This window comes from Bacillus sp. NTK074B (genome assembly GCF_017303375.1).
Taxonomy (GTDB): domain Bacteria; phylum Bacillota; class Bacilli; order Bacillales; family Bacillaceae_B; genus Rossellomorea.
The window spans coordinates 1-24,688 of sequence record NZ_JAFKOH010000016.1; the positions used below are offsets into that span (position 1 = coordinate 1).

At 44.2% G+C, this 24,688-nt stretch carries 25 protein-coding genes and 2 tRNA genes; 2 read left to right on the top strand and 25 right to left on the bottom strand.

Annotated elements, in window-relative coordinates; translation table 11 throughout:
• Nucleotides 1–426 precede the first annotated feature (426 nt).
• From lysS to spoIIE, 18 genes are all read right to left on the bottom strand, one after another.
• Nucleotides 427–1,914, bottom strand: coding sequence for a lysine--tRNA ligase (gene lysS / locus JI667_RS19445; RefSeq protein ID WP_206857952.1), 1,488 nt, complete (start codon nucleotides 1,912–1,914; stop codon nucleotides 427–429).
• A gap of 321 nt (nucleotides 1,915–2,235) precedes the next feature.
• On the bottom strand, nucleotides 2,236–2,460 hold the full coding sequence (locus JI667_RS19450) for a helix-turn-helix domain-containing protein (protein WP_206857953.1): 225 nt from the start codon (nucleotides 2,458–2,460) through the stop codon (nucleotides 2,236–2,238).
• Entirely contained in the window at nucleotides 2,412–2,936 is a 525-nt protein-coding gene (folK, locus tag JI667_RS19455) for a 2-amino-4-hydroxy-6-hydroxymethyldihydropteridine diphosphokinase (protein WP_206857954.1), read from the bottom strand. Before folK ends, JI667_RS19450 begins: the two co-directional genes overlap by 49 nt.
• A gap of 1 nt (nucleotide 2,937) precedes the next feature.
• The gene (folB, locus tag JI667_RS19460) at nucleotides 2,938–3,297 is read right to left on the bottom strand and encodes a dihydroneopterin aldolase (RefSeq protein ID WP_206857955.1); all 360 of its coding nucleotides are present in this window, start codon (nucleotides 3,295–3,297) and stop codon (nucleotides 2,938–2,940) included.
• On the bottom strand, nucleotides 3,290–4,111 hold the full coding sequence (folP, locus tag JI667_RS19465; RefSeq protein WP_206857956.1) for a dihydropteroate synthase: 822 nt from the start codon (nucleotides 4,109–4,111) through the stop codon (nucleotides 3,290–3,292). Before folP ends, folB begins: the two co-directional genes overlap by 8 nt.
• A 4-nt stretch (nucleotides 4,112–4,115) precedes the next feature.
• Nucleotides 4,116–4,985, bottom strand: coding sequence for an aminodeoxychorismate lyase (gene pabC, locus JI667_RS19470; RefSeq protein ID WP_206857957.1), 870 nt, complete (start codon nucleotides 4,983–4,985; stop codon nucleotides 4,116–4,118).
• A 3-nt stretch (nucleotides 4,986–4,988) separates the two neighbouring features.
• Nucleotides 4,989–5,573, bottom strand: a complete 585-nt coding sequence (pabA, locus tag JI667_RS19475) for an aminodeoxychorismate/anthranilate synthase component II (protein WP_206857959.1) — start codon at nucleotides 5,571–5,573, stop codon at nucleotides 4,989–4,991.
• Entirely contained in the window at nucleotides 5,570–6,973 is a 1,404-nt protein-coding gene (gene pabB / locus JI667_RS19480) for an aminodeoxychorismate synthase, component I (protein ID WP_206857961.1), read from the bottom strand. Before pabB ends, pabA begins: the two co-directional genes overlap by 4 nt.
• 142 nt (nucleotides 6,974–7,115) lie before the next feature.
• On the bottom strand, nucleotides 7,116–8,042 hold the full coding sequence (gene cysK / locus JI667_RS19485) for a cysteine synthase A (RefSeq protein WP_206857963.1): 927 nt from the start codon (nucleotides 8,040–8,042) through the stop codon (nucleotides 7,116–7,118).
• A gap of 239 nt (nucleotides 8,043–8,281) precedes the next feature.
• Nucleotides 8,282–9,163, bottom strand: a complete 882-nt coding sequence (locus tag JI667_RS19490; protein ID WP_206857965.1) for a peptidyl-prolyl cis-trans isomerase — start codon at nucleotides 9,161–9,163, stop codon at nucleotides 8,282–8,284.
• A 28-nt stretch (nucleotides 9,164–9,191) separates the two neighbouring features.
• Nucleotides 9,192–10,070, bottom strand: coding sequence for an Hsp33 family molecular chaperone HslO (gene hslO, locus JI667_RS19495; RefSeq protein WP_206857967.1), 879 nt, complete (start codon nucleotides 10,068–10,070; stop codon nucleotides 9,192–9,194).
• 19 nt (nucleotides 10,071–10,089) lie between these two features.
• On the bottom strand, nucleotides 10,090–10,857 hold the full coding sequence (locus JI667_RS19500) for a type III pantothenate kinase (protein ID WP_206857969.1): 768 nt from the start codon (nucleotides 10,855–10,857) through the stop codon (nucleotides 10,090–10,092).
• Nucleotides 10,858–11,258: 401 nt separating this feature from the next.
• The gene (gene ftsH, locus JI667_RS19505) at nucleotides 11,259–13,220 is read right to left on the bottom strand and encodes an ATP-dependent zinc metalloprotease FtsH (RefSeq protein ID WP_206857971.1); all 1,962 of its coding nucleotides are present in this window, start codon (nucleotides 13,218–13,220) and stop codon (nucleotides 11,259–11,261) included.
• Nucleotides 13,221–13,323: 103 nt separating this feature from the next.
• Nucleotides 13,324–13,872: a hypoxanthine phosphoribosyltransferase gene (hpt, locus tag JI667_RS22830; RefSeq protein ID WP_034762998.1), complete on the bottom strand. Its 549-nt coding sequence runs from the start codon at nucleotides 13,870–13,872 to the stop codon at nucleotides 13,324–13,326.
• A gap of 3 nt (nucleotides 13,873–13,875) precedes the next feature.
• Nucleotides 13,876–15,279, bottom strand: coding sequence for a tRNA lysidine(34) synthetase TilS (tilS, locus tag JI667_RS19510; protein WP_244668401.1), 1,404 nt, complete (start codon nucleotides 15,277–15,279; stop codon nucleotides 13,876–13,878).
• Nucleotides 15,280–15,347: 68 nt separating this feature from the next.
• Nucleotides 15,348–16,349, bottom strand: coding sequence for a protein kinase domain-containing protein (locus tag JI667_RS19515; RefSeq protein ID WP_206858023.1), 1,002 nt, complete (start codon nucleotides 16,347–16,349; stop codon nucleotides 15,348–15,350).
• The gene (locus JI667_RS19520; protein ID WP_206857973.1) at nucleotides 16,318–17,058 is read right to left on the bottom strand and encodes a VWA domain-containing protein; all 741 of its coding nucleotides are present in this window, start codon (nucleotides 17,056–17,058) and stop codon (nucleotides 16,318–16,320) included. Before JI667_RS19520 ends, JI667_RS19515 begins: the two co-directional genes overlap by 32 nt.
• A gap of 95 nt (nucleotides 17,059–17,153) precedes the next feature.
• A complete protein-coding gene (gene spoIIE, locus JI667_RS19525) occupies nucleotides 17,154–19,640 on the bottom strand; it encodes a stage II sporulation protein E (protein ID WP_206857975.1) in 2,487 nt (828 codons plus the stop codon).
• 289 nt (nucleotides 19,641–19,929) lie between these two features.
• On the opposite strand from spoIIE, the gene JI667_RS19530 reads away from it, so the two are divergent.
• Together JI667_RS19530 and JI667_RS19535 are read left to right on the top strand one after the other, a co-directional pair.
• Nucleotides 19,930–20,006 (top strand) — tRNA-Met (locus JI667_RS19530).
• Nucleotides 20,007–20,015: 9 nt separating this feature from the next.
• A tRNA-Glu gene (locus JI667_RS19535) sits at nucleotides 20,016–20,087 on the top strand.
• A gap of 39 nt (nucleotides 20,088–20,126) precedes the next feature.
• Here JI667_RS19535 and JI667_RS19540 read toward each other — a convergent pair.
• The 7 genes from JI667_RS19540 to mazG form a co-directional block, all read right to left on the bottom strand.
• On the bottom strand, nucleotides 20,127–20,597 hold the full coding sequence (locus tag JI667_RS19540; RefSeq protein WP_206857977.1) for a DinB family protein: 471 nt from the start codon (nucleotides 20,595–20,597) through the stop codon (nucleotides 20,127–20,129).
• Between the two features lie 354 nt (nucleotides 20,598–20,951).
• Nucleotides 20,952–21,377, bottom strand: a complete 426-nt coding sequence (locus tag JI667_RS19545) for a S1 domain-containing RNA-binding protein (RefSeq protein WP_098353691.1) — start codon at nucleotides 21,375–21,377, stop codon at nucleotides 20,952–20,954.
• 90 nt (nucleotides 21,378–21,467) lie between these two features.
• Nucleotides 21,468–21,842, bottom strand: coding sequence for an FtsB family cell division protein (locus JI667_RS19550; RefSeq protein WP_206857981.1), 375 nt, complete (start codon nucleotides 21,840–21,842; stop codon nucleotides 21,468–21,470).
• 43 nt (nucleotides 21,843–21,885) lie between these two features.
• A complete protein-coding gene (gene yabQ / locus JI667_RS19555) occupies nucleotides 21,886–22,539 on the bottom strand; it encodes a spore cortex biosynthesis protein YabQ (protein ID WP_206857984.1) in 654 nt (217 codons plus the stop codon).
• Nucleotides 22,536–22,838 (bottom strand): sporulation protein YabP, encoded by a 303-nt coding sequence (yabP, locus tag JI667_RS19560; RefSeq protein ID WP_044340620.1) that lies wholly within the window; start codon nucleotides 22,836–22,838, stop codon nucleotides 22,536–22,538. Before yabP ends, yabQ begins: the two co-directional genes overlap by 4 nt.
• A 98-nt stretch (nucleotides 22,839–22,936) precedes the next feature.
• A complete protein-coding gene (locus JI667_RS19565; RefSeq protein WP_206858024.1) occupies nucleotides 22,937–23,203 on the bottom strand; it encodes an RNA-binding S4 domain-containing protein in 267 nt (88 codons plus the stop codon).
• A gap of 22 nt (nucleotides 23,204–23,225) precedes the next feature.
• A complete protein-coding gene (gene mazG, locus JI667_RS19570; RefSeq protein ID WP_206857985.1) occupies nucleotides 23,226–24,686 on the bottom strand; it encodes a nucleoside triphosphate pyrophosphohydrolase in 1,461 nt (486 codons plus the stop codon).
• Between the last annotated feature and the right edge of the window lie 2 nt (nucleotides 24,687–24,688).

Genomic DNA, 24,688 nt, shown 5'->3' on the forward strand with positions numbered 1-24,688 from the left:
TGAATAGCTCTTTAAAAATAAATCTAGAATTAACGTTGACGTATTGTCTTGTTTTGTTCAGTTTTCAAGGTTCAATGCAGCGCTTCGTTTGAAGCGACCCTTTAAATATTACATTATTAACTCGTTCAAGTCAATAACTTTTTTCAAAAAGTTTATCGTGTTGTTTGTCGCGTTTTGCGGCAACAGATAATACTATACCACCATCAATACACGTGCGCAAGAGTTTTATTGATTCTTTTTTGCCCATTGATCAATATCCGTCAATTAGCACTGTTTTCATTCACTTTACCGTAATGCCGACGAATAGAAAGAGAGTCTTTATTCCTAATGAGTGTCCTATTCCAGTAACTATCATGCTTCTTATTGTCATTCAAAAAAAAAAAAAAAAAAGCCGGGGGCTAGTGCCCGGCTGTCTTACAAATCTTATTAGTCACGGTGACGCATTAATGGGAATAGTAATACGTCGCGGATGGATGGAGAATTCGTTAACAGCATTACCAGTCTGTCGATACCGATTCCCAGTCCACCCGTTGGCGGCATTCCGTATTCCAATGCCTCGATGAAGTCATTATCCATCATGTGGGCTTCGTCGTTTCCTTCTTCTCTTTCTTTCAACTGTGCCTCGAAACGTTCTCTTTGATCGATCGGATCATTTAACTCAGTAAAAGCATTGGCATGTTCACGACCTACGATGAATAGTTCAAAGCGGTCCGTGAAGCGTGGGTCTTCATCGTTTTTCTTCGCAAGTGGAGAAATTTCCACTGGGTGCCCGTAGATGAAGGTAGGCTGGATCAGCTTATCTTCCACTTTTTGTTCGAAGAATTCATTGACCACATGGCCGTATTGCATATTGTCTTTAATTTCGATGCCGTGTTCTTTTGCAAGGGCACGTGCGTCTTCATCGGACATTTCTTTCCAGAAGTCTACACCTGTGTGCTCTTTAACCGCATCCACCATATGCAGGCGTGTCCATTCCGGCTCAAGATTAATTTCACTATCTCCGTACCGAACCGTGGTAGAACCGAATACATCTTTCGCAATATGAGCTACAAGATTTTCAGTAAGTGCCATGATATCACGGTAATCTGCATAGGCTTCGTAAAGCTCGATCATCGTAAACTCAGGGTTATGTCTTGTAGACACACCTTCATTACGGAATACTCGTCCGATTTCGTATACTTTTTCAAGTCCACCCACAATCAGGCGCTTTAAGTGTAGCTCGATTGCGATACGCATGAATAACGGCATATCAAGAGCGTTGTGATGTGTATTGAATGGACGGGCAGATGCCCCTCCTGCGATGGCATGCATCATTGGTGTTTCCACTTCTAGGTAGCCATTGTTATCCAAGTATCTTCTCATGGATTGGATGATACGGCTCCTGGCGATGAATGTTTCCTTGCTCTCCTGGCTTGTAATAAGGTCCAGGTAGCGTTGACGATAGCGTTGTTCTACGTCTTTTAAACCATGGAACTTTTCAGGTAGCGGGCGAAGTGCTTTCGTCAATAGGTGGAACTCTTTCGCTTTAACAGAAAGTTCTCCTACCTTCGTTTTGAATACCGTACCCGTAATCCCGACGATATCCCCAAGGTCTGCAGTGTTGAACAACTCATAGGCCTCTTCGCCGATTGCATCTTTACGGACATAGATTTGGACTTGTCCAGCCAGGTCCTGTAAATGTGCAAATCCTGCTTTTCCTTTTCCGCGTTTGGTCATGATGCGACCTGCGATGGTTACGTTAATATCTTTCTCTTCTAATTCTTCTTTAGAAAATCCATCGAATTGAGATTTGATCTCGGATGAACTGTGTGTACGATCATAACGTTTACCGAATGGATCCTGTCCTTTTTCACGGATGGCCTCCATTTTTTCGCGTCTGACTCGAAGCTGGTCATTGATTTCTTCGTGACTCATATGTTTCACTCCTATTCTATCTGCTTGCTTTACTAGACTAATACGATTATATACCATACTATTTTACACAATATCTATGTTTGTAACACCCCTAAAGTATGAGTTATTTCAGAAACCAAGGATCAGGGGTTGGAAAATGAATTGAAAAATCCAAAAAAGGCCGATCCAACCTGGTGACAGTGTCACGAATTGGTTCAAGCCTTTTCTAGGATAACATAAAAAGATATACAGGTGAATCAACCGGCATTCCATTGGCTTTACTGTCTGCGGCAAAGCTCTTACCCCCATATCTATTTCTGTATATTACTTGATTATGTCGATTCACTCGCTGCGCTCAGTTTCTTCCTTTGGGATAAGATCATGCAGTGGTATGTTCAACACCTCTGCTACATTCACTAAGAAATCCTCTTTCGGTATCCGGCTCCCTCTTTCTACTTCTCCAAGGACTGAAACGGAAATATCCAATTCCTTAGCCAAACCTTCCTGAGTATAGCCCTTTAGCTTTCTGAATGCACGAATGCGCCTTCCCCATTTATCTGTTTCCATAACCGAACTCCTTCTCTGTCAGGTATTTCGTCCAGAAATTCAACGAACGGGGCATTATAAGAGGGGTGCTCGATACGCGGAGCCACCTCTAATAACGGAATCAAGACGAATGCTCTTTCTTGCATCCTTGGATGAGGAACGAGAAGATGCTCTGATTCAATCATTAAGTGATTATAGAGTAGAATATCAAGGTCTATGATTCTCGGACCCCATTTGAACTCCCTTTCTCTTCCAAGGTCGATTTCCACCTGCAAGCACTGATGTAATAGAGTTTCTGGACTTAAACTGGTACGAATTTCGATGACCATATTTAAAAATTGATCTTGTTCTGTAAATCCTACGGGGTCTGTTTCATACATAGAGGATCGTTTCGTTACTTCTATCTTACCATGACTGCGTAAGATGTTTATGGCTTTTTCTAAATAACTCTGACGGTCCCCCATATTGGAACCAAGGGAAATATATGCAGTATTCATCCTATCGACTCCTATTAATCTCCACTGCCACCGATTGGTAATGACCAGGAATGGGCGGATCAGGCTTGATTAGTGTAATTTTACAACTCTTTACGACTTTGAATGTTTCAAGGATTCGGGAAGAGATGTCTTCAGCCACCGCTTCGACTAAATTCCTGGGTTCTCCCTCCACAACAGATTTGGTGATGGAGTAGATCTCCGCATAGTTGACGGAATCCTCAAGCTGATCGCTTTGGCCGGACTTCCTTAAATCTAAATGCAACTCTACACTAACACGAAAACGTTGTCCAAGTTTGTTTTCTTCCTGAAATACACCATGATAGCCGTAAAACTCCATCTCATTCAATAGAATCTTATCCATTCTTTTTCTCCTTCCCTACTAATGCGTCCATCATTTTCGCCATGCGTGCCATTTCTTTCACATCATGGATCCTCACGATTTGACAACCTTTTTGAATTCCGTAACATACCGTTGCTCCGGTGCCTTCCATTCGTTCCTCCACCGGCAGATCCAGCACATGACCGATGATAGACTTTCGTGACGTTCCCAAGAGCACAGGATATCCCAGTGAAACAAGGACATCCAGGTTTCTCATCATCTCTATGTTCAATTGTACTGTTTTGGCGAAGCCAATACCAGGATCCAGGATGATTTGGTCGTCTCTCACACCCGCTTCTTTTACCAGAAAGATGCTTTCTTGAAGGTCTTGTATGGCATCGCGGATAAAGTGGCTGTAATCCTGGTTGTCCCGGTTGTGCATGAGGATGATGGGGGCACCTGTTTCAGCAGCGACTTGTCCCATTTGAGGGTCTTTTTTCGCACCCCACACATCGTTTATGATGCTTGCCCCCGCTTCAAGGGCTTTTCGTGCCGTCTCAGCTTTATAGGTGTCGATGGAGATCGGGACGTTCACTTCTTGACTGATTGCCTCTATGATCGGTACGACCCGGGATATTTCTTCTTCAGCAGGTATGAACTTGTGCCCCGGACGGGTCGACTCCCCTCCTATATCGATGATGTCAGCACCCATTGCCACCATCTCTCTCGCACGATTCACAGCCCGTCCTGGCTCATTGAAGGATCCGCCGTCTGAAAACGAATCGGGAGTGATATTTAAAATCCCCATGATAAAGGTCTTGGAGGAAAAATCGAGTTCATATTTACCGCACTTCATTTCATCATTCCCCCTTTCTTAATTCCTCAATTGAATTCAAGTGTCGTTTGTATTTTTCGTACTGTTCATGAAAGAACCCGACATACTTTCCGTTTGCCCCCGGAAAGTGCGTAGAACCCAGCTTGTTAACCGGGATGATTTCTTGAACGGAATTTGTGAAAAATATTTCATCCGCTTTAAGTATGTCTACTTCTGCATACATCCCCACCCTTACTGGCATATTCAAAAAGCCGGAAAGAGCAAGTATGAACTGACGGGTAATGCCATTTAGTAGTCCGGTTTCCACCGATGGGGTACATAATTCTCCATCCTTTACCCAGAAGAGGTTGGAGGTGATACCCTCACAAAGATGTCCGTCTCCCGTCAAAAAGATCCCTTCTTTATCCATTGATGCCCCGATCTCCCTTTTAGCCGCCATATTGTTCAGGTAATGGTGGGATTTCAGGCGTTCTGACGTTTCAGGAGTGTTTCGCCTGATATTTAAGAACTCCCCTTCTTTTTCTTTTAACGGCTCTGAATGAGGTAAGGTCTTTTGAAACAAGATGACGGTTGCATCCTCATAAGGGCTGGTCTTTAACCCGATCTCCCCTGGGCCGCCAGAAACATTTAAACGGCAGTAAGCATCCTTGAGTCCGTTCTTATTTAACAGGTCCGTGATGATATGCCTGATCTTCTCCTCATCCAGGTCCGCCTCAATATTCATTTCCTTCATGCCGGCAGAAAGCCTCATCAAGTGATCCCTTAGCAAAAATGGATGGCCGTCATACGTACGAAACGTCTCAAATACCCCCATCCCGTACAGATACCCGTGATCAAAAGGAGAAATGACTGCTTCTGATACATGAACGATGTCTCCGTTTAAATATATATACATGGATTAGACCAACCCGACTTTTTTATATGCATTCAGGAAATTCAGTAGCAATCGTTTCCCTTGCTCCGTCATAATGGATTCGGGATGAAATTGCACTCCCTCGATGGGCAGGTACTTATGCCGGATCCCCATGATTTCCCCTTGTGCCGTTTGGGCTGAAATATCGAAGCATTCTGGCAGGGTTTCCCGTTTTACGATAAGGGAATGATATCTCGTTGCATTGAACCTCTCCGGCATTTCTTCAAAGATCGTCTTGCCATCATGTAATATCGGGGAGACCTTACCGTGCATGAACCGTTCAGCACGTACAACGTCCCCTCCAAACACCTGGGCAATCGACTGGTGACCGAGACAAACTCCGAAGATCGGAATCTTCCCGGCAAATGTCCGGATAGCCTCCAGACTGATACCCGCTTCGTTCGGGCTGCAAGGCCCTGGTGAAATCATCAGATAATCAGGGGATAAAGCTTCGATTTCATCAAGGGTGATCTCATCGTTTCGTTTGACGATCAGCTCTTCACCAAGCTCCCCTAGAAATTGCACGAGATTATAAGTGAATGAATCATAGTTATCAATCATAAGGATCATAGATTTTCTCCTTCGGCCATCGCCTTTGCTACCCACAGTGCCTTTGCTTTTTTTAGAGATTCTTTGTATTCATACGCCGGATTGGAATCGATCACGACCCCCGCTCCAGCCTGGATATGACCTTTTCCGTTTTTCACGAACATCGTCCTGATGACGATGTTCAATTCCATATCACCGTTCACACCGATCCAGCCTATGGAGCCAGTATAAATCCCTCGTCTGAGGGGTTCGAGCTCTTCGATGATTTCCATCGTCCTTACTTTAGGCGCGCCCGTGATCGTTCCCCCGGGGAAAACAGACCGGATCAAGTCGGCTCCCGTTTTGGTTTCGTCCAGAATTCCCCTTACATTGGACACGATATGCATGACGTGGGAATACTTTTCGATCACCATGAACTCATTCACTTCTACCGTCCCGTATTGGCACACTCTGCCCAGATCATTGCGTTCCAGGTCTACAAGCATGACATGCTCGGCTCTTTCTTTTTCATTGTTGATCAGCTCAAAGGCTAGTCTCTCATCCTCGTCAGCGTCCTTGCCCCGGGAGCGTGTACCGGCAATCGGCCTTGTGCTTACTTCCGTTCCTTTTTTCTTTACAAGAAGCTCCGGTGATCCGGATACAATTTGAAAATCAGGACTGTGAATATAACTCATATAAGGCGACGGATTTAATTCCCGAAGCTTTTGATAGACCACATAAGGCTCTACCTTCAACTGCTGAGACTGCCTGACGGATAGATTGACTTGAAAGACATCCCCCTCTGAGATATAAGACTGAATCTTCTTCACTGCCTCTGAGAATTCTTCCTCTTCCATCGAGACTTCCATTTCAGCCCGTTGGTGATGAACAGGAGGTTTCCCAGTCCCCTCCATAGATGAGAGGGCATCCATCCAAGAACCCGTCCACTGCGAAAGCCTCGTCTCAGCGAATTCCTTTCCTTCATCAGACAGAAGCATTGTCCACAGACAATGCTCCTCATGATCGAAGACCGCCCATTCATTCAAATAATAAAAGTAAAGGTCCGGTATTTCCAGGTCATCACGCCCCAAAGAAGGGAGTTTTTCAATCTTTCTTGCATAATCGTAGCTTATGAACCCGATCACACCGCCCTGAAAATCGGGGAGATCCCCCCTCCTTTCCATTCGAAGGGGTTCCATCCATTTCTCGAGCTCAATCAACGGATCTCCATTTATTATTTCTACTCGGGACGAGCCTTGCATTCGTAACCCTTCCGGCACACTTTGTAATATGACGTCAGGTCGTAGTCCGGCAACACTATATCGTCCACTCCGTCCACTTTCTAGCAAAACATGATGTGTCTCTTGGTGACTAAGCTGTTCATAAGCTGCAAAAAATTGCTCTTTAGTTGAATGGTTTTTGTGAAAATATAGGTGCTGCACTGGCCCCTCACACTCCTAATCTTTATCTCCCTTCATGATACATGAACTTACGCTTGGTTTCATCGTTAAAAAATTGAAATTCTTGAGGGCTCAACATAAAAAAACGGATCCTGAAATGTTTCAGGATCCGTAAATCGCATTCTTATTCTTCGTCAAACTGATAAAGGGGTGTGCTTAAATAGCGTTCTCCGTTACTTGGGATGATGGCGAGCACTTTTTTACCCTTCCCTAACTTCTTCGCCACTTCAAGGGCTGCAAAGATGGCTGCCCCGGAGGAAATACCGCCCAGGATTCCTTCTTCCTTGGCCGCTCTTCTTGCATAATCAAAGGCTGAATCTTTATCGACCTGTATGATATGGTCGTATAATTCCGTGTTTAAAATATCCGGAATGAATCCCGCACCGATTCCCTGAATTTTGTGAGGACCAGGCTTTCCTCCTGACAATACCGGGGAATCCGATGGCTCGACGGCGTATAGTTCAACGGATGGGTAATGCTTCTTCAAGACTTCACCCACTCCAGTAATCGTTCCGCCTGTACCGATCCCCGCAATGAAGGCATCCAGTTGATTGCCCATTTGCTCTACGATTTCTGGACCCGTTGTTTCCCGGTGGACTTTAGGGTTGGCCTCGTTTTTAAATTGTTGCGGCATAAAGTAGCCTTTCTCTTTCGCTAACTCTTCTGCTTTACGGATGGCTCCTCCCATTCCTTCAGCACCTGGCGTCAACACCAGTTCTGCACCATATGCGCGCAGCAGGTTTCGTCGTTCCATGCTCATTGTGTCCGGCATGACGAGCAACGAGCGGTACCCTTTAGCCGCAGCGACCATGGCCAAGCCGATTCCCGTGTTACCGCTCGTCGGTTCCACAATCGTATCTCCCGGTTTAATCGTTCCTGCCTCTTCGCCTGCTTCGATCATCGCAAGGGCGATGCGATCCTTTACAGAACTGCCCGGATTCATATATTCTAATTTCAAATAAACATCCGCACTGTTTTCATCTACTAATCGATTAAGCTTCACCACTGGAGTTTGACCTATTAATTCTGAAATTGAATTGGCTATCCTCACCGTTCATCACTCCTAATTCCAAGTAAATTTGTTGGTTTTAATAAAATGTAACAATATTCAATAAATTTGTCAACGATATTGCTTTCCCTTCCCTAAAGCTCCCATTTAACTCAAGCCGCTGGTCTCCTACTCTCTTCACTCACCTACATTTATATGCGTATGACACTTATCCTATGTTTCGATGAAATGGAAAGAACTATGTAAAAGGAGCTGACCAATTGTACGTCAGCTCCCCCTTTTCATTCATGCTTCCCGTAAAACCAATCGACTTTCAGTTCATCCCAAAATGATTCGGGTTTCAGCGGCGTTTCAACCTGTTCCAACGCAATCTGTCTGCGAATCTGTGATTTAACGTCTTTTAAAGAAAAATGCCTTTCCTTCAGGATATCGTCTACATAATAGATGACATACCCCTCTTCCTCTTGAACCGGCGATGTCCATTCACCTTGTGACAGAGGTTTCACTTCACCTTTCGCATCGTCTGAAAGAATATCCCCATCAAGTGGAACATATCCTATGTCTCCTCCTAAATGAGCGCTTTCCTCATCAATCGAGCGCTCAATGGCCAAAGCTTCAAAGTTTGACCCGGCATCCAGCTCATCAAGAACCTGGTCTGCTTCCGTACGATCAGCGACCTTCAGCTGTTTCAGCTTGTACATTTTAGGAATGGAATATTGGTCCTCATTTTGAGTGTAGAATTTCTCCAACTCTTTTTCAGGAATTTGAACATCCTTCGTAATAAGCTCTTCTAATAATAACTCAGATCGAATTTGCTTCTTTAACGTCTCTTCATCCTCGAAGTTCTCTTCGTCATACGCATTGTATACGGATTGGATTAGATAATATTCCTGCTCTACTTCTTTATTCGACACATCAATATCATATTTCTCCGCTAACTGGTCAACCACTTTTTGATTGATCATAGTCCTTAGCTCTTCTTTACCATGCTGCTGTTCAAGTGAATACAACCAATCCTCCCGGGTTACGGACTCTCCGCCAACCGAAGCCACGACTTCCGGGGTCCCGACTTTACCTGAAGACCAGTTCCACACAAGTGTGATCAGGTTGGTGACAAGGAGCACCCCGATAATACCCATGAGTACAGATCGTTTAATTCTCATTTCTCCCATTCTCCCTGGACGTGATTTATTACTCTGCGCTTGATTTCAGTTCTTCTAATTCCCCTTTTGAAAACACATACACTTCATTACAGAAGTGACAGCTTGCTTCCGCACTTCCATCTTCATCAATCATTTCCTGGATTTCCTGCTCGCCTAAGCTGATGATGGCATTTGAAAAGCGATCTTTGCTGCATTTGCACTTGAATTCCACCGGCATTGTTTCCAGTACTTTGACTTCCCCTTCTCCTAGCACCTCTTCCAATACCTCTTCAGGTGTAAGTCCTTTCTCGATCAATTTCGAGATTGGAGGGATCTTAGCCAAACGCTCTTCAATCTTCGTAATCGTTTCATCGTCTGTTCCAGGCATAAGCTGCAGGATGAATCCACCTGCTGCAAGGATGGTATTATCAGGGTTCACCAGTACTCCCACTCCCACAGAAGAAGGCACTTGTTCCGATGTGACGAAATAATACGTGAAGTCCTCTCCAAGTTCTCCTGAAACGATTGGAACCTGACCTGAGAAATGATCCCTCATGCCGATATCCTTTACAATCGATAATGTTCCGGTTGTGCCAACCGCACGTGCAACATCCAGCTTTCCGTGCTCGTTCAGATCGAAATGCACATGGGGATTGGTTACGTAACCTCTCACTTGCCCTTTGGCATTACTATCCACAAGGATGGCACCAATCGGGCCGCCACCTTCTACCTTTATCGTTAATTTGTTGTCACCTTTCAGCATAGCCCCCATCATCACTCCGGCACTGATGCTTCGGCCCAGCGCTGCTGATGCCGTTGGCCATGTATCATGTCTTCTTTGCGCCTCTCCTACTGTATCCGTGCTTTTTACCGCATAAGCACGTACCTGCCCGTCATAGGCTAATGCTTTCACTAAGTAATCGCTCATGGTTGAAGCTCCTTTCTTCTCAGCTCATATTTCTCTTGTAGATTAATTTCAACCCTTTTAATGTAAGGAATGGATCTACGACATCGATGCTGTTGGATTCCTTTGAGATCAGCGTCGCTAATCCTCCTGTTGCAATGACCGTTGGTTCTTTCTTACTTTGTGCTTTCATTCTTTGAACGATACCTTCGACTTGTCCGACGTACCCATAAAGGATACCCGCCTGCATGGCTGTAACGGTATTCTTTCCGATGATCTGCTCAGGACGTGCGATTTCAATCCTTGGCAGTTTGGCCGCCTTCGAGTATAAGGCTTCCGTTGATATGCCTATTCCCGGGGCGATCGCTCCGCCCATATATTGTCGTTCTTCATTGATATAGCAATACGTTGTGGCTGTTCCAAAGTCAACGATGATGAGAGGACCGCCATATTCATGAATGCCGGCGACAGCATTGACGATCCGGTCCGCCCCGACTTCCCTTGGGTTTTCATACATAATATTTAAACCGGTCTTGATCCCTGGACCCACGACCAGAGGAGTAATATGAAAATATTTCTCACACATACGTTCCAAACTAAACATGATTGGAGGAACAACGGATGAAATAATAATCCCGTCAATCTCTTCAAACGTCAGGTCAACATGCTCAAACAGATTCTTTACAAGCATCCCGAACTCATCTTCCGTTTTATGTCGATTCGTTTCAGCTCTCCAATGATATTTTAAATGGTCATTTTCATATACACCAAACACGATATTGGTATTCCCTACATCCATTACAAAAATCAATATTCTCACCTACTAAGCCAATTGTTTTCACACTGCCAACATCATACCATAATTTATTTTAAATAGGTATAATAGCGCAACCAGCTTGGATAAAGCCCTACATAAACTCATAGGGCTTAACACCCTCCTAACGGAAACCAATGGACCTTTCACTCAAAAAGCGAGTAGTGGTTAATTGGGCGGTGAGCTTCCTCGGCTACGCCTTCGGGGTCTCACCTGTCCCGCTTTTCCCGCAGGAGTCGAGCACCTTCCGCTCCAATCAACCAATTTTAACAATTTCAAAAATAATTAGACCTTTTGAATTATGAGGAGAACTGAGTAGATTCAGGTGATGACAAGACCTTGTGAAAAAATATCCAAAACAAAAAGGATGCACCCATAGCTGGATGCATCCTTCAACATTACGTGCGATCTGAGTTAGAATCTTCTTCTTTTGAAGCCGTTTCTTCTTCGATTACGTTTTCTTCATTTTTCTTTTGGATATTTACCTTCACGTCACTGTTGTCCTGGTCGGATTCATATGTGCGTTCCGGCAGTTTGCCGTGATCCATTAAAGACTTGATCTGTGCGGCATCCAACGTTTCAACATCTAACAATGTCTTGGCGATGAGCTCAAGCTTGTCACGATTTTCGGTAAGAATTCGCTTCGCTCTCTCATAGCTCTCTTTGATTAGACGCTGCATTTCTAAGTCAATTTCATACGCGATGGCATCTGAATAGTTTTGCTCACTATTGATGTCACGTCCCAAGAATACTTGACCGCCTTGGGATTGGCCGAACTGAAGCGGTCCGAGTTTTTCACTCATACCGTATTCAGTGACCATTTTACGGGCAATTCCAGTTGCACGTTGGAAGTCATTGTGTGCACCGGTGGAAACATCTCCGAAGATGATTTCCTCTGCCACACGACCACCGAGTAAGCCAGTAATCTTATCAAGAAGCTCAGGCTTCGTCATAAAGTAACGATCTTCTTTAGGCAGCATAACGGCATAGCCGCCTGCTTGGCCACGAGGAACGATGGTCACCTTATGCACCATGTCTGCTTCATCAAGGACTAATCCAATCACGGTGTGACCCGCTTCGTGGAATGCCACAATTTTACGTTCTTTTTCAGATATGACTTTGCTCTTCTTAGCTGGACCTGCAATGACGCGGTCGGTTGCTTCGTCGATATCACGCATATCAATTTTCTTTTTGTCCTCACGAGCCGCAACAAGTGCCGCTTCGTTCAGAAGGTTTTCCAAATCGGCTCCGGAGAAGCCTGGTGTTCTCATGGCAATCGCTTTTAGATCCACTGAATCATCAAGCGGTTTATTATGAGAATGTACTTTAAGAACAGCTTCACGGCCTTTTAGGTCTGGACGATCTACTGTGATTTGACGGTCGAAACGTCCTGGACGCAATAATGCCGGATCCAGAATGTCAGGTCGGTTCGTTGCAGCGACGATGATGATTCCTTCGTTTGCGCCGAAACCGTCCATTTCAACAAGTAACTGGTTCAGGGTTTGTTCACGCTCATCGTGACCTCCGCCTAATCCTGCTCCACGCTGACGACCGACTGCATCAATCTCATCAATGAAGATGATACATGGTGCATTCTTCTTCGCGTTTTCAAATAAGTCACGTACACGAGAAGCACCGACACCGACAAACATTTCAACGAAGTCGGAACCACTGATTGAGAAGAAAGGAACTCCCGCTTCTCCAGCGACTGCTCGCGCAAGTAGGGTTTTACCTGTACCTGGAGGTCCCACAAGAAGGACACCCTTCGGAATACGGGCACCCACTTCAGAGAACTTGCGTGGATCCTTTAAGAATTCCACTACCTCTACAAGCTCTTGCTTTTCCTCGTCGGCTCCCGCTACATCTTTAAAGCGGACTTTCTTCTTCTCTTCACTGTAAAGCTTAGCCTTACTCTTACCAAAGTTCATGACACGGCTTCCGCCGCCTTGAGCCTGGTTAAGTAAGAAGAAGAACAGAATGAAGATGATGACAAACGGAATGATGGTTGTGAAGAAAGATACCCAGCCGCTTGTTTCCTTGGCCTGCAATACTTCCACATCAATGCCTTGCTCTGATGCCGCCGCATTGATCTTATCCATCAGCTTTCCATCTGTGGTAAGGACATAGGTCAAGAAGTACTCTCCTTCTTTAGCCCCTTCCATCTGTCCTTTTACTTCATAAACACCTCTGCCGGGTTGAATTGAAAAAGAAGAAACGTCTCCGTCTTCAAGGTTATTAATAAATGTACTGTACTCGATATTTTTGGTTGGCTCGTTGTTGTTGCTGAAATAACTCACCACACCTATGATCACTAAAAAGACCAGTAAATAGAATATGGTGTTTCGAAAGATCCGGTTCATCCCTTACCTCCTCCCACGGGTAAACAAACTAAGTAAAATAGTATCATAGAAAATCATGGCATTACAACAAATTGCACTTACAAGATTCCTCTTTAGAATATACTTATTCTCCTGTTGTATACACTCTTGGTTTTAAAACACCGATATACGGCAGATTACGATATCTTTCAGCGTAATCAAGACCATATCCGACCACGAATTCGTCAGGAACGATAAAGCCTACGTAGTCTGCTTTGATGTCTGCTTTACGACCAGTCGGTTTGTCAAGCAGCGTCACAATGCTGATGGACTTCGCTTTACGATAGCGGAACAGTTCCACCAGATAGCTTAATGTTAAACCGCTGTCGATGATATCTTCAATGATGAGGATATCACGGCCTTCCACTTTCGTGTCTAAATCTTTCACAATCTTTACTTCTCCTGAAGAGACAGTAGAGTTCCCGTAGCTGGATACATCCATGAAATCCATTTCCATATGTGTATCCATACGCTTGCAAAGGTCGGCCATGAATGGCATTGCACCCTTTAACACACCTATCGCCAAAGGAAAGCGGTCTTGATATTCCTCTGTTAATTGTGCACCCAACGCTTTAATCTTTTCTTGAAGTTCTTCTTCTGAAATTAACACTTTCTCAATATCTTGGTTTAACAATGTTCAACTGCCTCCTAGAAGATGATTGCTTGTAAATTGTAGTACTAAACCATTCTCTTGCTCTTCTCCCAAATCGTAAATGGACTTCTTCATTCCCGGAACCCAAAGTATATGGTTTTCTGCATCCACTACTATCGGCCATCCCTCACGAAGATGTGCAGGGACTTTATGATTGATGAAGAGGGTTTTTAGCCTCTTGGAGCCTTCCATCCCCTTCACTTTCATTCGATCCCCACTCCTTCTCGTACGCACGTAAAGAGGAAGGGACACGGTGCTTGGATCAAGATAGATCGCGTCACCGGCCGGGTCCAGAACGGGCGGGGAAGAATAGAGCAGGAACTGATATCCACCATGGATGTCAAGCCTGTTGTCAACCTTCAGTTCATAACAATATGGACCGTCTGTTACGGCTAGTTCACCAAAGTGAAAATAGCATGTATGATACGCACGCGTTACCTTTAGCCCCTTTGGTAAATCTAAGCTGGCATTCGGCGATTTTCCTTTTAAAATACCCAATACATCGTAAATATGTATAGACGATAAGGAAGATGGTCTTAGTTTGTAAAGATAGTTTAATATTAGATTAATCCCTCTTCTTTGTAAAGGCTGAGCCATTGCAAGAAAACCATCGATATGTAAAGTAGAGTAATCCCCGCTGTTATTCCATACCTTATTCAACTTTTGCCTTGTTAATTCCTCTAAATATGCCTCATCTTCTGTCAGTTCTTCACTAAATCGCTGGAATTGAAGATGCACATGGGGGTTTTCCTGTTTCAAGAACGGAAGGATCCTCTTTCTAAACCGGTTCCTCGTATAATTTTCCTTTTGATTGCTTGGATCTCTTCTTGGATTAAGATTATGTGCTTCACAATACATCTCGATGTCCTCTTTTGTCGCGGAGAGGAACGGACGGATGATCTCCCCCCCGGCGAATGGCCGCTTTACAGGTATTCCAGCCCTGCCCGCACCGGATGTTCCCCTTGTCAGTTTCATCAGGATGGTTTCCACCTGATCATCCCCGTGGTGACCGAGAGCCAGTTTGGTAGCAGATACTTCATCCATGACATCTTTTAAGAATCCATAACGGATCTTGCGTGCCTTATCTTGCATGCTTCCGTTTGAACCCTCGATTTCCTTTGAAACATCCACTCTTCCTCCGTGAAAAGGGATGAAACGACGGTTGCAGAACTCCCTGACGAACAAAAGTTCCTGAAAGGACTCGTCCCCCCTGAACATATGATCAAGATGGGCAGCTTCCACCTTTACTCCCAGTTCATCCTTATTCGCATCAAGAAAATGGAGAAGCGCTAAGGAATCGGGTCCCCCTGACACAGCCACTACAATGCAATCTCCCTTTTCAATTAACTGCTGTTCACGTATGAATCGTTTTGTTGTATCTTCAAACATTGTGTTTCCTCTTCCTCAAACCATTTTCCCCATTGTATCAATTTATGCTGCATTCTCACACTGATATGCTACAACAATTCTCCATAAATATACAAAACATACAGAAGTGACACAATGATGACAACAAGGACGGTTTCCAGGAAATGGCCGGTTTTTTTATTCTGCTGGTGTTGATATCTGCTTGTGTTAGCAGAAGATGCCCTTACAGTGGAGTGATGAGTGACCGGCCTCTGTGTTTTTGGCTTTGCCTGCTGCACTGGTTGGACATGGGATAGTCCGTGCAAGAGACTCTCTCTCATTTCATTGGCGGATAGAAATTTCCCTTCCAATGCGTCCTGGATCGTCCCTGCAAACCTTTTTAATTGATCCCTGGAATCGATCGCCTTCCTCAGTTGTTTCATATTCCCTTCAGGAGCCTTCGTGAAACGCGTTGGATAAGCGAGATTGATAAGGATCATCCCTACGGAGAAAAGGTCATAAGAAGGCTCCGCCCTCCTTGAGCCCCCTATCCAATATCCTCTATCAAAAAACTCCGTAAACTCCTTTATGGCACGACCATTGATGGTGGTGCCACCAACGTCGATACAGCGAATGCGGTAGGGAGGACCTGTCACGATCAAATTTTCCGGCTTTAAATCCCCGAAGACCCATCCCTCTTTATGAATGCGTTCAAGATCCGAGAGGAGCTGGGAAATGAGGACACCTGTCCAGGAAAATCCCTTGGACTGCACAAATGCGAGCAGGTCGGTCCCCTGTATATATTCCATGACATAAAAATGGATTTTTTGACCCCTGACCTCCCAATCATCCACATCAAGAAGCTTTGGCCCAAGGGGTGAGCCTTGGACCTTGGAGAAAGCTTTTAATACATTGACTTCTGAAGTGATTGAGACATTACTGTCACTCATCTTTAACGCCTGGTACCCTGAAGATCCCTGCACCAGATATACCATCCCATTGGCGCCATAACCCAGTTCTTTCACAATGGTATAAATATGCTTATACCACTTGCCTCTTATAACTGTTCCAGGAGGAAAACTAAATGGTTTCTTCGAAGTATTGTTCATCATCGCCACGAGAGAGCAATCCCCTTAATGAACGTTTTTTCTTGAAATGCGTAATGGCTTCTGAGATCGCCGGACCTGTTGGGGTAATACCGCCTGGAGACAACTTAGAGAAAATACTCGTCAGTGTTTCAAGTCTTGGTGTCCAATCCAGCAATTTTTCGACATCTTGTCGTTTCCCGGGAAATACAAATACGGAGAACTTATTATCCCCCATCCTCGCGTTCAAGCTTAATGACAGGTCCAATAAAGCTTCTTTGACCGTCGGGAGCTTATGCTTCATACTTGCAGACGTATCGACAAGAATCAACACTTCCATATCAACGGATTCACCGAGTTCATCGACTACTTCCATGACCTCTCCACGTTGTTCTGGAGGAAGCTCCTCCATGGAAGCGGATTTCCCAAGGATTTGTTTCAACTCTTTATTTACAACCCCCTGCAACGTCTGTGTCATCGCTTTACGGGTGACCATCTGTACCGTTTGCGAAAGCTGTTGTGCATAAACGATCTGGCTCACTCCACCCCCCGATAGAGCAACCCCTTCAATTTCCTGCATACCATTATCATCTATGACCTCATTATCCATCACACCAATTACATTGACCGAAATTCCCTGCTCCTTGGCAAGGGCCGCCATTGCAATCGGATCTTCTCCTTGATTCGAGCATCCATCCGTAATTAAAAGAATTTGACGAAGTGTACCTGGCTTCATCAGACTCCCCTCCTCATTCTAAAGTTGATATCATCTTCGCCGAATCAGGAGGGATTTATACTCTAGTTAACTATTTTTATAGGACATACTGTATCCTAGGATATTTTGTCTTTCGTTTTCACCTTATGCATCGGGATGGAGGACCATTTCGGTATATTATGTTTGATTTTCGACACCACAATGGTCATATCATCTTCTATTAATCCGGAACTCGACCGGATGACCTCCTCCATTAAGATGTCCGCCACTTCCTGTGGATCTTCGGTTTCAAGCTCCTTTATCTTCCTCTTCATCCACAGATCATAATTTTCCACATGTTTCGGCCCTTCAAAGGCACCGTCACTCATCATGATGAGAAGATCTCCTGCTTTCAACTGCTCTGACACCACATCCACATCGAAGTCCTGCTGCAGCATACCCATCGGTAAATTACTGGCTTCCACCTTGAGGATCTTATCCCCCCGCTTGATGAAACTTGGGGTCGAACCTATCTTCAAAAACCGTGATGACGCGTTCTGAAGATCGATCATGGCTAAATCCAATGTAGAGAAAATTTCATCATTGGTCCTGAGGGACAGGATTGAGTTGATGGACTTGATTGCCACTTGTTCTTCAATTCCGGACTCCAAGATCTTTTTCAATAGTCTCAGTGTCTCATTGCTTTCATAATGGGCCCGTTCACCGTTCCCCATCCCATCACTGATCGCTACGGCATATTTACCCCTTCCTAATTCAATCATTGAGTAACTGTCCCCTGAAACCAGCCCTCCTCCCTTTGCCGCATGGGAAGCACCCGTATCGACTACGAACTTCTTGGCGGATTGGAAGGTGACATGACATTGGCCATTCGGAAACTGAGCGCACTCCTCCTTTTGTACGACGATATTTTCTCCCAATATATCGGATAGCATCGGGGCAATGAGCTTTTCACCCTGACCATGTCCCCCGCAATACGGCATGGTGATATCGATGTCGACATTCCCCTGTTCCAGGTTATAGATTTCAATGTTTTCAATTTCGATTCCAAACTCTCCGATACTTGCCAGGATCTGCTCTTCCTGAATGTGATGATTCTCCCTTTCTCTTTGGATTTCTTTCGCAAAGTTCCCCATTACCTCTGAGACCCCGAGCAGCTGGTCAGCTACAAGTTTCCTGCTTTCCTGAACCTGTTTCTTCAATTTCAAATTGGCCTGATAGAAGGTTAGCTCCTGATAAATGGTATCCTTCAGCTTCTTCTCCCTCGTACAATGCTTCTCTACTTCCCGTGCAAGTCTTGGTGAAAGAGGGACTCTTCCCTGGTCGTATTCTGTCATCACATCTTTCATAAGGTTATAGGTTTTATCAAAATTGCGTGCCCAGCACTGATCTTTCTTAAAACAGGTTTGACACGTCTTCTCCGTTACATTGCTTAGAAAATAGTCAAACTCTTTATCTTCCTCCTCTTCAAACCGGTCTTCTATTTGTTGAAAGCTGTTTGATAAAGCCTGGAACACCGACGAGAACTGGGTGACCCGATGAGCGGTCACATCCCTGACACGGCGCATGTACCCTTGTTGATCCTGCTGATATTCAGCCGTCCCCGGTATATGCCTTGCAATTTTAGACGTCAAACTTTGCGGAGTTAAAAACAGGAGTAATATCGCTACTCCCGATTCATAAAGTGTTTTCGTAATGACCGTATCCGTATCCCCGTACATTCCCATCAATAATGTAGCGATTAACAAACCGATTGCCGCTCCAAATTTCTTTCCTTCTTTCATGAGTCCGCCCAGAAGTCCAGAGAAAGCAAGCAAGCTCATTTGATAAAAGCTTGAAACATTAGCCAGGCTGAAGACAAGGCCGGTTACCACCCCTACCGTTGAGCCCACAGTGGCTCCGGCAATAAAGGAGAACAGCAGGACCAGATATCTTGATAGGACATGTTCCACGGATAGGTTGTACACAGACCAACCGATTGTACCTGTCATGATGGAGGCCAGGAGAATGATCAAACTGACCACTTCTTCGGTTTTCAACGACTTTCTCCGGCGCTGAACCGTCACAAGGGGCACGCTCTGGATAAAAATATAGGTTAAGAGAAACGCAAGGCTCGCTTCTATTGCCGCCATCACCCCGTTATAAATGGTGAGGGCTTGTCCTTGTTGAATATAATCAAAGCCCAATTTAGCAGCCATGACCGTAAAGAAAACATAGAAAGCAACTGCCTTCACATTATTCTTATGGTATTTCTGCGATAACCGAAAAGCTAACAGGAATATTACCGCACTTCCGAACGTATAACTGATAGTAGGGATGGATAAGGTAAGCGCTCCTGCCAGTAACCCGATCAGTGCAATCGGCGACTTCTCTCTTCGAATGAGATAAACAGAGGCAAAGAACGGCAGGGCAAATGGTGACAAATGTGAAAGGATCAAAGCTCTTCCGAGTAGAAATCCAATGACGAATAAGGCAATCCCTTTTTCTACAAATAACCATTCAAGCTTCGAGTATACGGACCGGATCCCCTTGGATAGTTCCACTTTCGTGTGTTCAATGTCCACGTTCTGAACAGGTTCGATGATCGACTGATCGACTTTCCCCATGTATGAAACACTCCCCATTTCTTTTTTGTTCAGTATAAATGGTACAAGCTTAAAACTTTGTCAAAATGAGGGAATGCATTCCAAGAATGTTTCGACGTCTTTCTATAGATTCCGGTAAAATATTCAGAATATTCTATAGGTTATCTGTTATAATCCTTTGTTTTTTCTTTTCAAATCCTTGTGTATCCATGCTTGAAGGAAATCTGACAAATTCCTTACGATCGTATATTGACAAGATAATTCTTTCTAGGTATCATAGATTTTGTGCCAAAAAGGTATAGATTGATATGGCGGTGTAGCTCAGCTGGCTAGAGCGTACGGTTCATACCCGTGAGGTCGGGGGTTCGATCCCCTCCGCCGCTACCATATTGAAACGGCCCGTTGGTCAAGCGGTTAAGACACCGCCCTTTCACGGCGGTAACACGGGTTCGAATCCCGTACGGGTCATAAAAAAAACGACTATCATGATGATAGTCGTTTTTTTATTCAAATTCTTTCTAAAGACACCACTTCTTCGATCTGCTCTTGATGGTGTTTATCATGACCGATGAAGTCTTCAAAAAATTCTTCCAGGGTAAAATGTTGATCCCCCACTTTAAAGGATTGCAGGAACTCATCCTCCGAAAGGCTTTTGACATGAGCAATGATATGATCCCGTGTTTTGATCCCTTCTTCAACCAAGCTCCCTTGTTTGACTACACGGTGGGCATATTCTTCCGCTTCTCCGTTAAATTGTTTGAAATCCGGAAAAGGAGAGAGCTCTGCTCCTTCCACGACATGTGGAAGAATCTCTTGTAAGGAATATTGATCCCATTTGATGATATGGGAAACATTTGCCGCAATCGACCACTTTCCCGTTTCCATGGGTTTAAGCCATTCCTCTATGTTTATCGACTTCAACTCATTCAGCCACATCTTAAATGATTCATGATGATCGATGATTTGCTCTTTTTTCATACATCCCTGCCTCCACTAAATGATCTATATTAACTATTCGATATGTGATCACATATTTCCTGTTTGGGCTCTTGATCAAAATAATTAGGCTCTTTATAGTTGCGTTTTGACTAAGCGAGTAGCGGTTGATTTCCGCTACAGGTGCTCGCTTTCCGCGGGGCGTGAGTTGAGCTTCATCGTGCGCTGCCCTGTGGGGATTCAACTTTCACGCATTTCCCGCAGGAGTCGAGCACCTGCAGCGAGAATCAACATAACAGCCACCTTTCAATGGCAATAAAAAAACAGGCACACTCATCATCATGAGTATGCCTGTTTTCCGTTCACAACCTGCTATATGATTTAATAGACAGCAAGTTAACCTTTTTTCGCCCCTTTTCCACCACGACGAGACTCAGTGTTTTTCTTTAAAGATGATAAACGATCTTCACTGTCTTTCAAGAAGCGTGCCATCTTTTGTTCAAAACTCTCTTTCGTACGAGTGTCGTTCGGTTTGTTATTACTACGCGGGCGCTGAGGACGCTGAGGGCGCTGCGGGCGTTGTGGTTGATCTTTCGCTTTACGGATGGATAAACCGATCTTTCCATCTTTCTCAACATTAATAACTTTAACTGTTACTTCGTCGCCGACTTTAAGGTGTTCGTTAATATCCTTAACATAGTTGTCTGCAACTTCACTGATGTGAACTAAACCTGTTGAACCTTCCGACAATTCCACGAACGCTCCAAAATTTGTAATACCTGTTACCTTACCCTGTAACTTGCTGCCTACTTCGATTGACATAAAAGAAATGCTCCTCCTTAAAATTATAAAAGATAAACCTTACTATATATTATAGCCAATTAAAAAAAAGAGTGTCAATAAGACACCTCTTCATTCTTTCTCTTTATCTGTATCAGGTATGTTGAAAATAATCTCACCTTCATCCGATAAAAAGTAATCCCGGCGCGCCAGTTTGGCTATATATTCATCATCGTTAAGCTTTACAATCTCTTCTTCCAGTGCAGATTGTTTATCTTTCAAGTGTTCCAACTTTTTTTCTAATTGTGCTTTTTCCGTTTGTTTATCTTCTAAAACCTGGGCTCTGGAAATGAGGGTCGAGATTAAAAATCCACTAATTGCCAAAACTAACACAAAGAAAACTGCTAATCGACGGACCAAACGCTTTTTTCTCTTAGATGAAGATTTATGCATATGCTCCTGGTGACGGACATATTCATTTTCCATTGGTGTCACGTTCTTTCTCATTCCCAAACCTCCTTTACAATATGGAGTGGCAAAGCCTTAAGCCCTATTCTTTATCTTTAGGTTTCTTTTTAAACTTTTCTACCACTCTATATACTTTTTTGATATATGCTTTAAAAATTCCTGCCATTTTATTATATAACTTCTCGACTCTTTTTGTAAGATTTTTCGGCAATAAATTCCAAATACCTTTCACTATCCACCATATAGGTGTGAATATGAGCTTAATCGCCCATTGCAGCACCTTCGAGATTACCTTTACAAGGAATAATATGACGGATAAGAGTCCTTTTCCTGCAGATAAAACAATCGTGATCAGAAGCACAATCATCCATTTTATCGGTGAATAAATCAACTTTTTCACCATTTTCACACCGAAATTATACAGGGCGATGAAAAAGTGGATCAGACGTTCAAGAAAGGCGAGATAGAGCTGTTTGATCAAAGCCTGATACCCTGCAAATCCGCACAGCAATGCAATGAAAATATAAAAACGGATCTCGCCGAAATTAACGACGAATAAGATATAAAAGATCGCCAGTGCCTGAAATATCCAAAACATGATGTCATTAATGAATACAAACCACCGTTTTCTCTCGGAACGGTTTAAAAATCGGGAGTACGTGTCAAGTGCCGCACCAAATAATGCCCCCATGCCGATCATGGAGAGCATGGTATAGAACTGGGTGGAGAGGGTCATCGAAACAGCTTGCTAAAGAAGCCTTTAGCCTTCTCCCCATTTTGTTCATCCAGGTAAACGAGATCGAACACCTTTCCTTTTATCGAGACGATGCCTTTATCCACGTCGAGATTCTTCATTTGAAGATTCTGACCCCTGACAGAGAGGAATCCCATCACCGTTTCAAGAAGAAACTCTTCGTTATCAAAGCTTTCCACTTGTTTCACGCCCGTGATGTCCAGAAGCTTTCGCCCCCTCATCATCACGTCATGTTCCTGAAAAGTCGTTTTATCTTTGTTTCCATCATAATATTGATTCATATCCATCCCTCACATTCCCATAGTACAAGCTTTGTAACTATGTTTATGTTTCTGGGGGAAAATTAGAACCAATTTACAGCCCAAAAGCTATGTATCCCTTACTCCGCTTCCTCGACTCTTTCTTCGGAGAGGACGGAATAAAGTCCGCTTGCTTCTTCTTTTTTGGTTGTTTCCAGAAGCCTTTCTATCTTTACCCTCATAATCCTCTGGCCAAACCTTACGCTTAGTTCGTCACCAACCTTTACATTGGAGCTCGCTTTGGCCTGCAGGCCATTCACAGTGATCCGTCCCTGATCGGCAATTTCTTTCGCCAGCGTTCTTCTTTTGATCAATCTTGATACTTTCAGGAACTTATCTAATCTCATCGATACCATTGTATATCTCCCCTTATTCAATATTCATCTTTTTCGCTTCGTTCCAGAATTGATCCAACTCTTCCAGCGAATAGTCCTCAAAGCTCTTTCCGGATTTTTCAACCTGCTCCTCCACATAGGAAAAGCGGCGGTAGAATTTCGTGTTCGTCATCGCTAACGCTTCCTCTGGGTAAATCTTATAGAATCTGGCCACGTTGATAAGAGCGAATAACACATCACCAAATTCTTTTTTCATGTTATTTTCACTAATATTCTCGACTTCGTTTTCAAATTCCTTTAATTCTTCCCATACTTTCTCCCAGGCACCTTGAGGGTCCGCCCAATCAAAGCCCACTTTCGCAGCTTTTTTCTGATATTCGAATGCCTTCATGAGAGACGGCATGCCTTTTGCCACGTTCTTCAGCATGGGTTCCCTGTCATCCTGTTTTTCACGTTTTTTGATTTCGTCCCAATTTGCTTTCACCTGTTCAGTGTTTTCCACCTGGACGGTTCCGAACACATGAGGATGTCTCCGGACCATCTTGGAAGCAAGACCTTCAATCACTTCCTCCATGTTGAACAGGCCTTCGTCTTCGCCAATTTGAGCATGGAGCATAATCTGAAGAAGGACATCTCCCAGCTCTTCGATCACGTGATCAATATCCTCTTCCTCGATGGCTTCCAATAGCTCATACGTTTCTTCAAGAAGGTATTTTTTTAGGGAGTGATGGGTTTGTTCTTTGTCCCACGGACACCCATTTGGACCCCTCAGCGTCGAAATGATCTCTCTTAAAGTGGCATATTGCTTGAAGGAGGACTCCATTTCTTTCACAGCAGGAATGTATAGGCTGGTCAGGTTGCTCAGATGGGCCACCCGGTCTAGCTCTACCAGTGGAATTCGCTCCACTTTCTCTTCACTGCTCCCTGCAGCCGTTACAAGCATGACTTCATAGTCAAATGGATAAAGCTCCATCAGAGTGAGCTTTACCTCAGAAGCAATGAAGGCATCATACACTTGTCCGATGATGAGCTGCTGATTCATATGGATATCCTGAGGCTTTAAGCTGGTACCATCAAGGAGCTGGAACCCATTAATCGGATCCGCTCCCACAGAAGCAAACAGGGGATCAATAAAGCTTTGCCCACCACCGATCTCAACGTGGATCTTTCCTTCACCGTGAAGATCCAGGAGCATTTGGACAGCCTTTTCAGCGACCAAAGGGTGACCGGGAACGGCATATATAAGTGAATGCCGCTCTGATGCCGCCACCAGTTCACGGACAATTTCTTCATACACGAGATCAAACTGATCATGTTTTTCATATACATCGTCAAACGATCGAAACGTCACACCTTCTGCCAGCAGATCCTTTACAACGGGGTGCCGATCCGTTCTCAAGTATAGATGTGAGCTGCTTTTAATCCGTCTATATACTCCCAGGGGCAGCTGTTCTAAATCGCCTGCCCCTAACCCGACTATCGTTATCGTATTCATGT

Coding starts and splice junctions, on each gene's coding strand:
- lysS (WP_206857952.1), bottom strand. CDS start 1,914: ATGAGTCACGAAGAAATCAATGACCAGCTTCGAGTCAGACGCGAAAAA.
- JI667_RS19450 (WP_206857953.1), bottom strand. CDS start 2,460: ATGGAAACAGATAAATGGGGAAGGCGCATTCGTGCATTCAGAAAGCTA.
- folK (WP_206857954.1), bottom strand. CDS start 2,936: ATGAATACTGCATATATTTCCCTTGGTTCCAATATGGGGGACCGTCAG.
- folB (WP_206857955.1), bottom strand. CDS start 3,297: ATGGATAAGATTCTATTGAATGAGATGGAGTTTTACGGCTATCATGGT.
- folP (WP_206857956.1), bottom strand. CDS start 4,111: ATGAAGTGCGGTAAATATGAACTCGATTTTTCCTCCAAGACCTTTATC.
- pabC (WP_206857957.1), bottom strand. CDS start 4,985: ATGTATATATATTTAAACGGAGACATCGTTCATGTATCAGAAGCAGTC.
- pabA (WP_206857959.1), bottom strand. CDS start 5,573: ATGATCCTTATGATTGATAACTATGATTCATTCACTTATAATCTCGTG.
- JI667_RS19490 (WP_206857965.1), bottom strand. CDS start 9,163: ATGAGAATTAAACGATCTGTACTCATGGGTATTATCGGGGTGCTCCTT.
- hslO (WP_206857967.1), bottom strand. CDS start 10,070: ATGAGCGATTACTTAGTGAAAGCATTAGCCTATGACGGGCAGGTACGT.
- ftsH (WP_206857971.1), bottom strand. CDS start 13,220: ATGAACCGGATCTTTCGAAACACCATATTCTATTTACTGGTCTTTTTA.
- tilS (WP_244668401.1), bottom strand. CDS start 15,279: ATGTTTGAAGATACAACAAAACGATTCATACGTGAACAGCAGTTAATT.
- JI667_RS19515 (WP_206858023.1), bottom strand. CDS start 16,349: ATGATGAACAATACTTCGAAGAAACCATTTAGTTTTCCTCCTGGAACA.
- JI667_RS19520 (WP_206857973.1), bottom strand. CDS start 17,058: ATGAAGCCAGGTACACTTCGTCAAATTCTTTTAATTACGGATGGATGC.
- spoIIE (WP_206857975.1), bottom strand. CDS start 19,640: ATGGGGAAAGTCGATCAGTCGATCATCGAACCTGTTCAGAACGTGGAC.
- JI667_RS19540 (WP_206857977.1), bottom strand. CDS start 20,597: ATGAAAAAAGAGCAAATCATCGATCATCATGAATCATTTAAGATGTGG.
- JI667_RS19545 (WP_098353691.1), bottom strand. CDS start 21,377: ATGTCAATCGAAGTAGGCAGCAAGTTACAGGGTAAGGTAACAGGTATT.
- JI667_RS19550 (WP_206857981.1), bottom strand. CDS start 21,842: ATGAGAAAGAACGTGACACCAATGGAAAATGAATATGTCCGTCACCAG.
- yabQ (WP_206857984.1), bottom strand. CDS start 22,539: ATGACCCTCTCCACCCAGTTCTATACCATGCTCTCCATGATCGGCATG.
- yabP (WP_044340620.1), bottom strand. CDS start 22,838: ATGAATCAATATTATGATGGAAACAAAGATAAAACGACTTTTCAGGAA.
- JI667_RS19565 (WP_206858024.1), bottom strand. CDS start 23,203: ATGAGATTAGATAAGTTCCTGAAAGTATCAAGATTGATCAAAAGAAGA.
- mazG (WP_206857985.1), bottom strand. CDS start 24,686: ATGAATACGATAACGATAGTCGGGTTAGGGGCAGGCGATTTAGAACAG.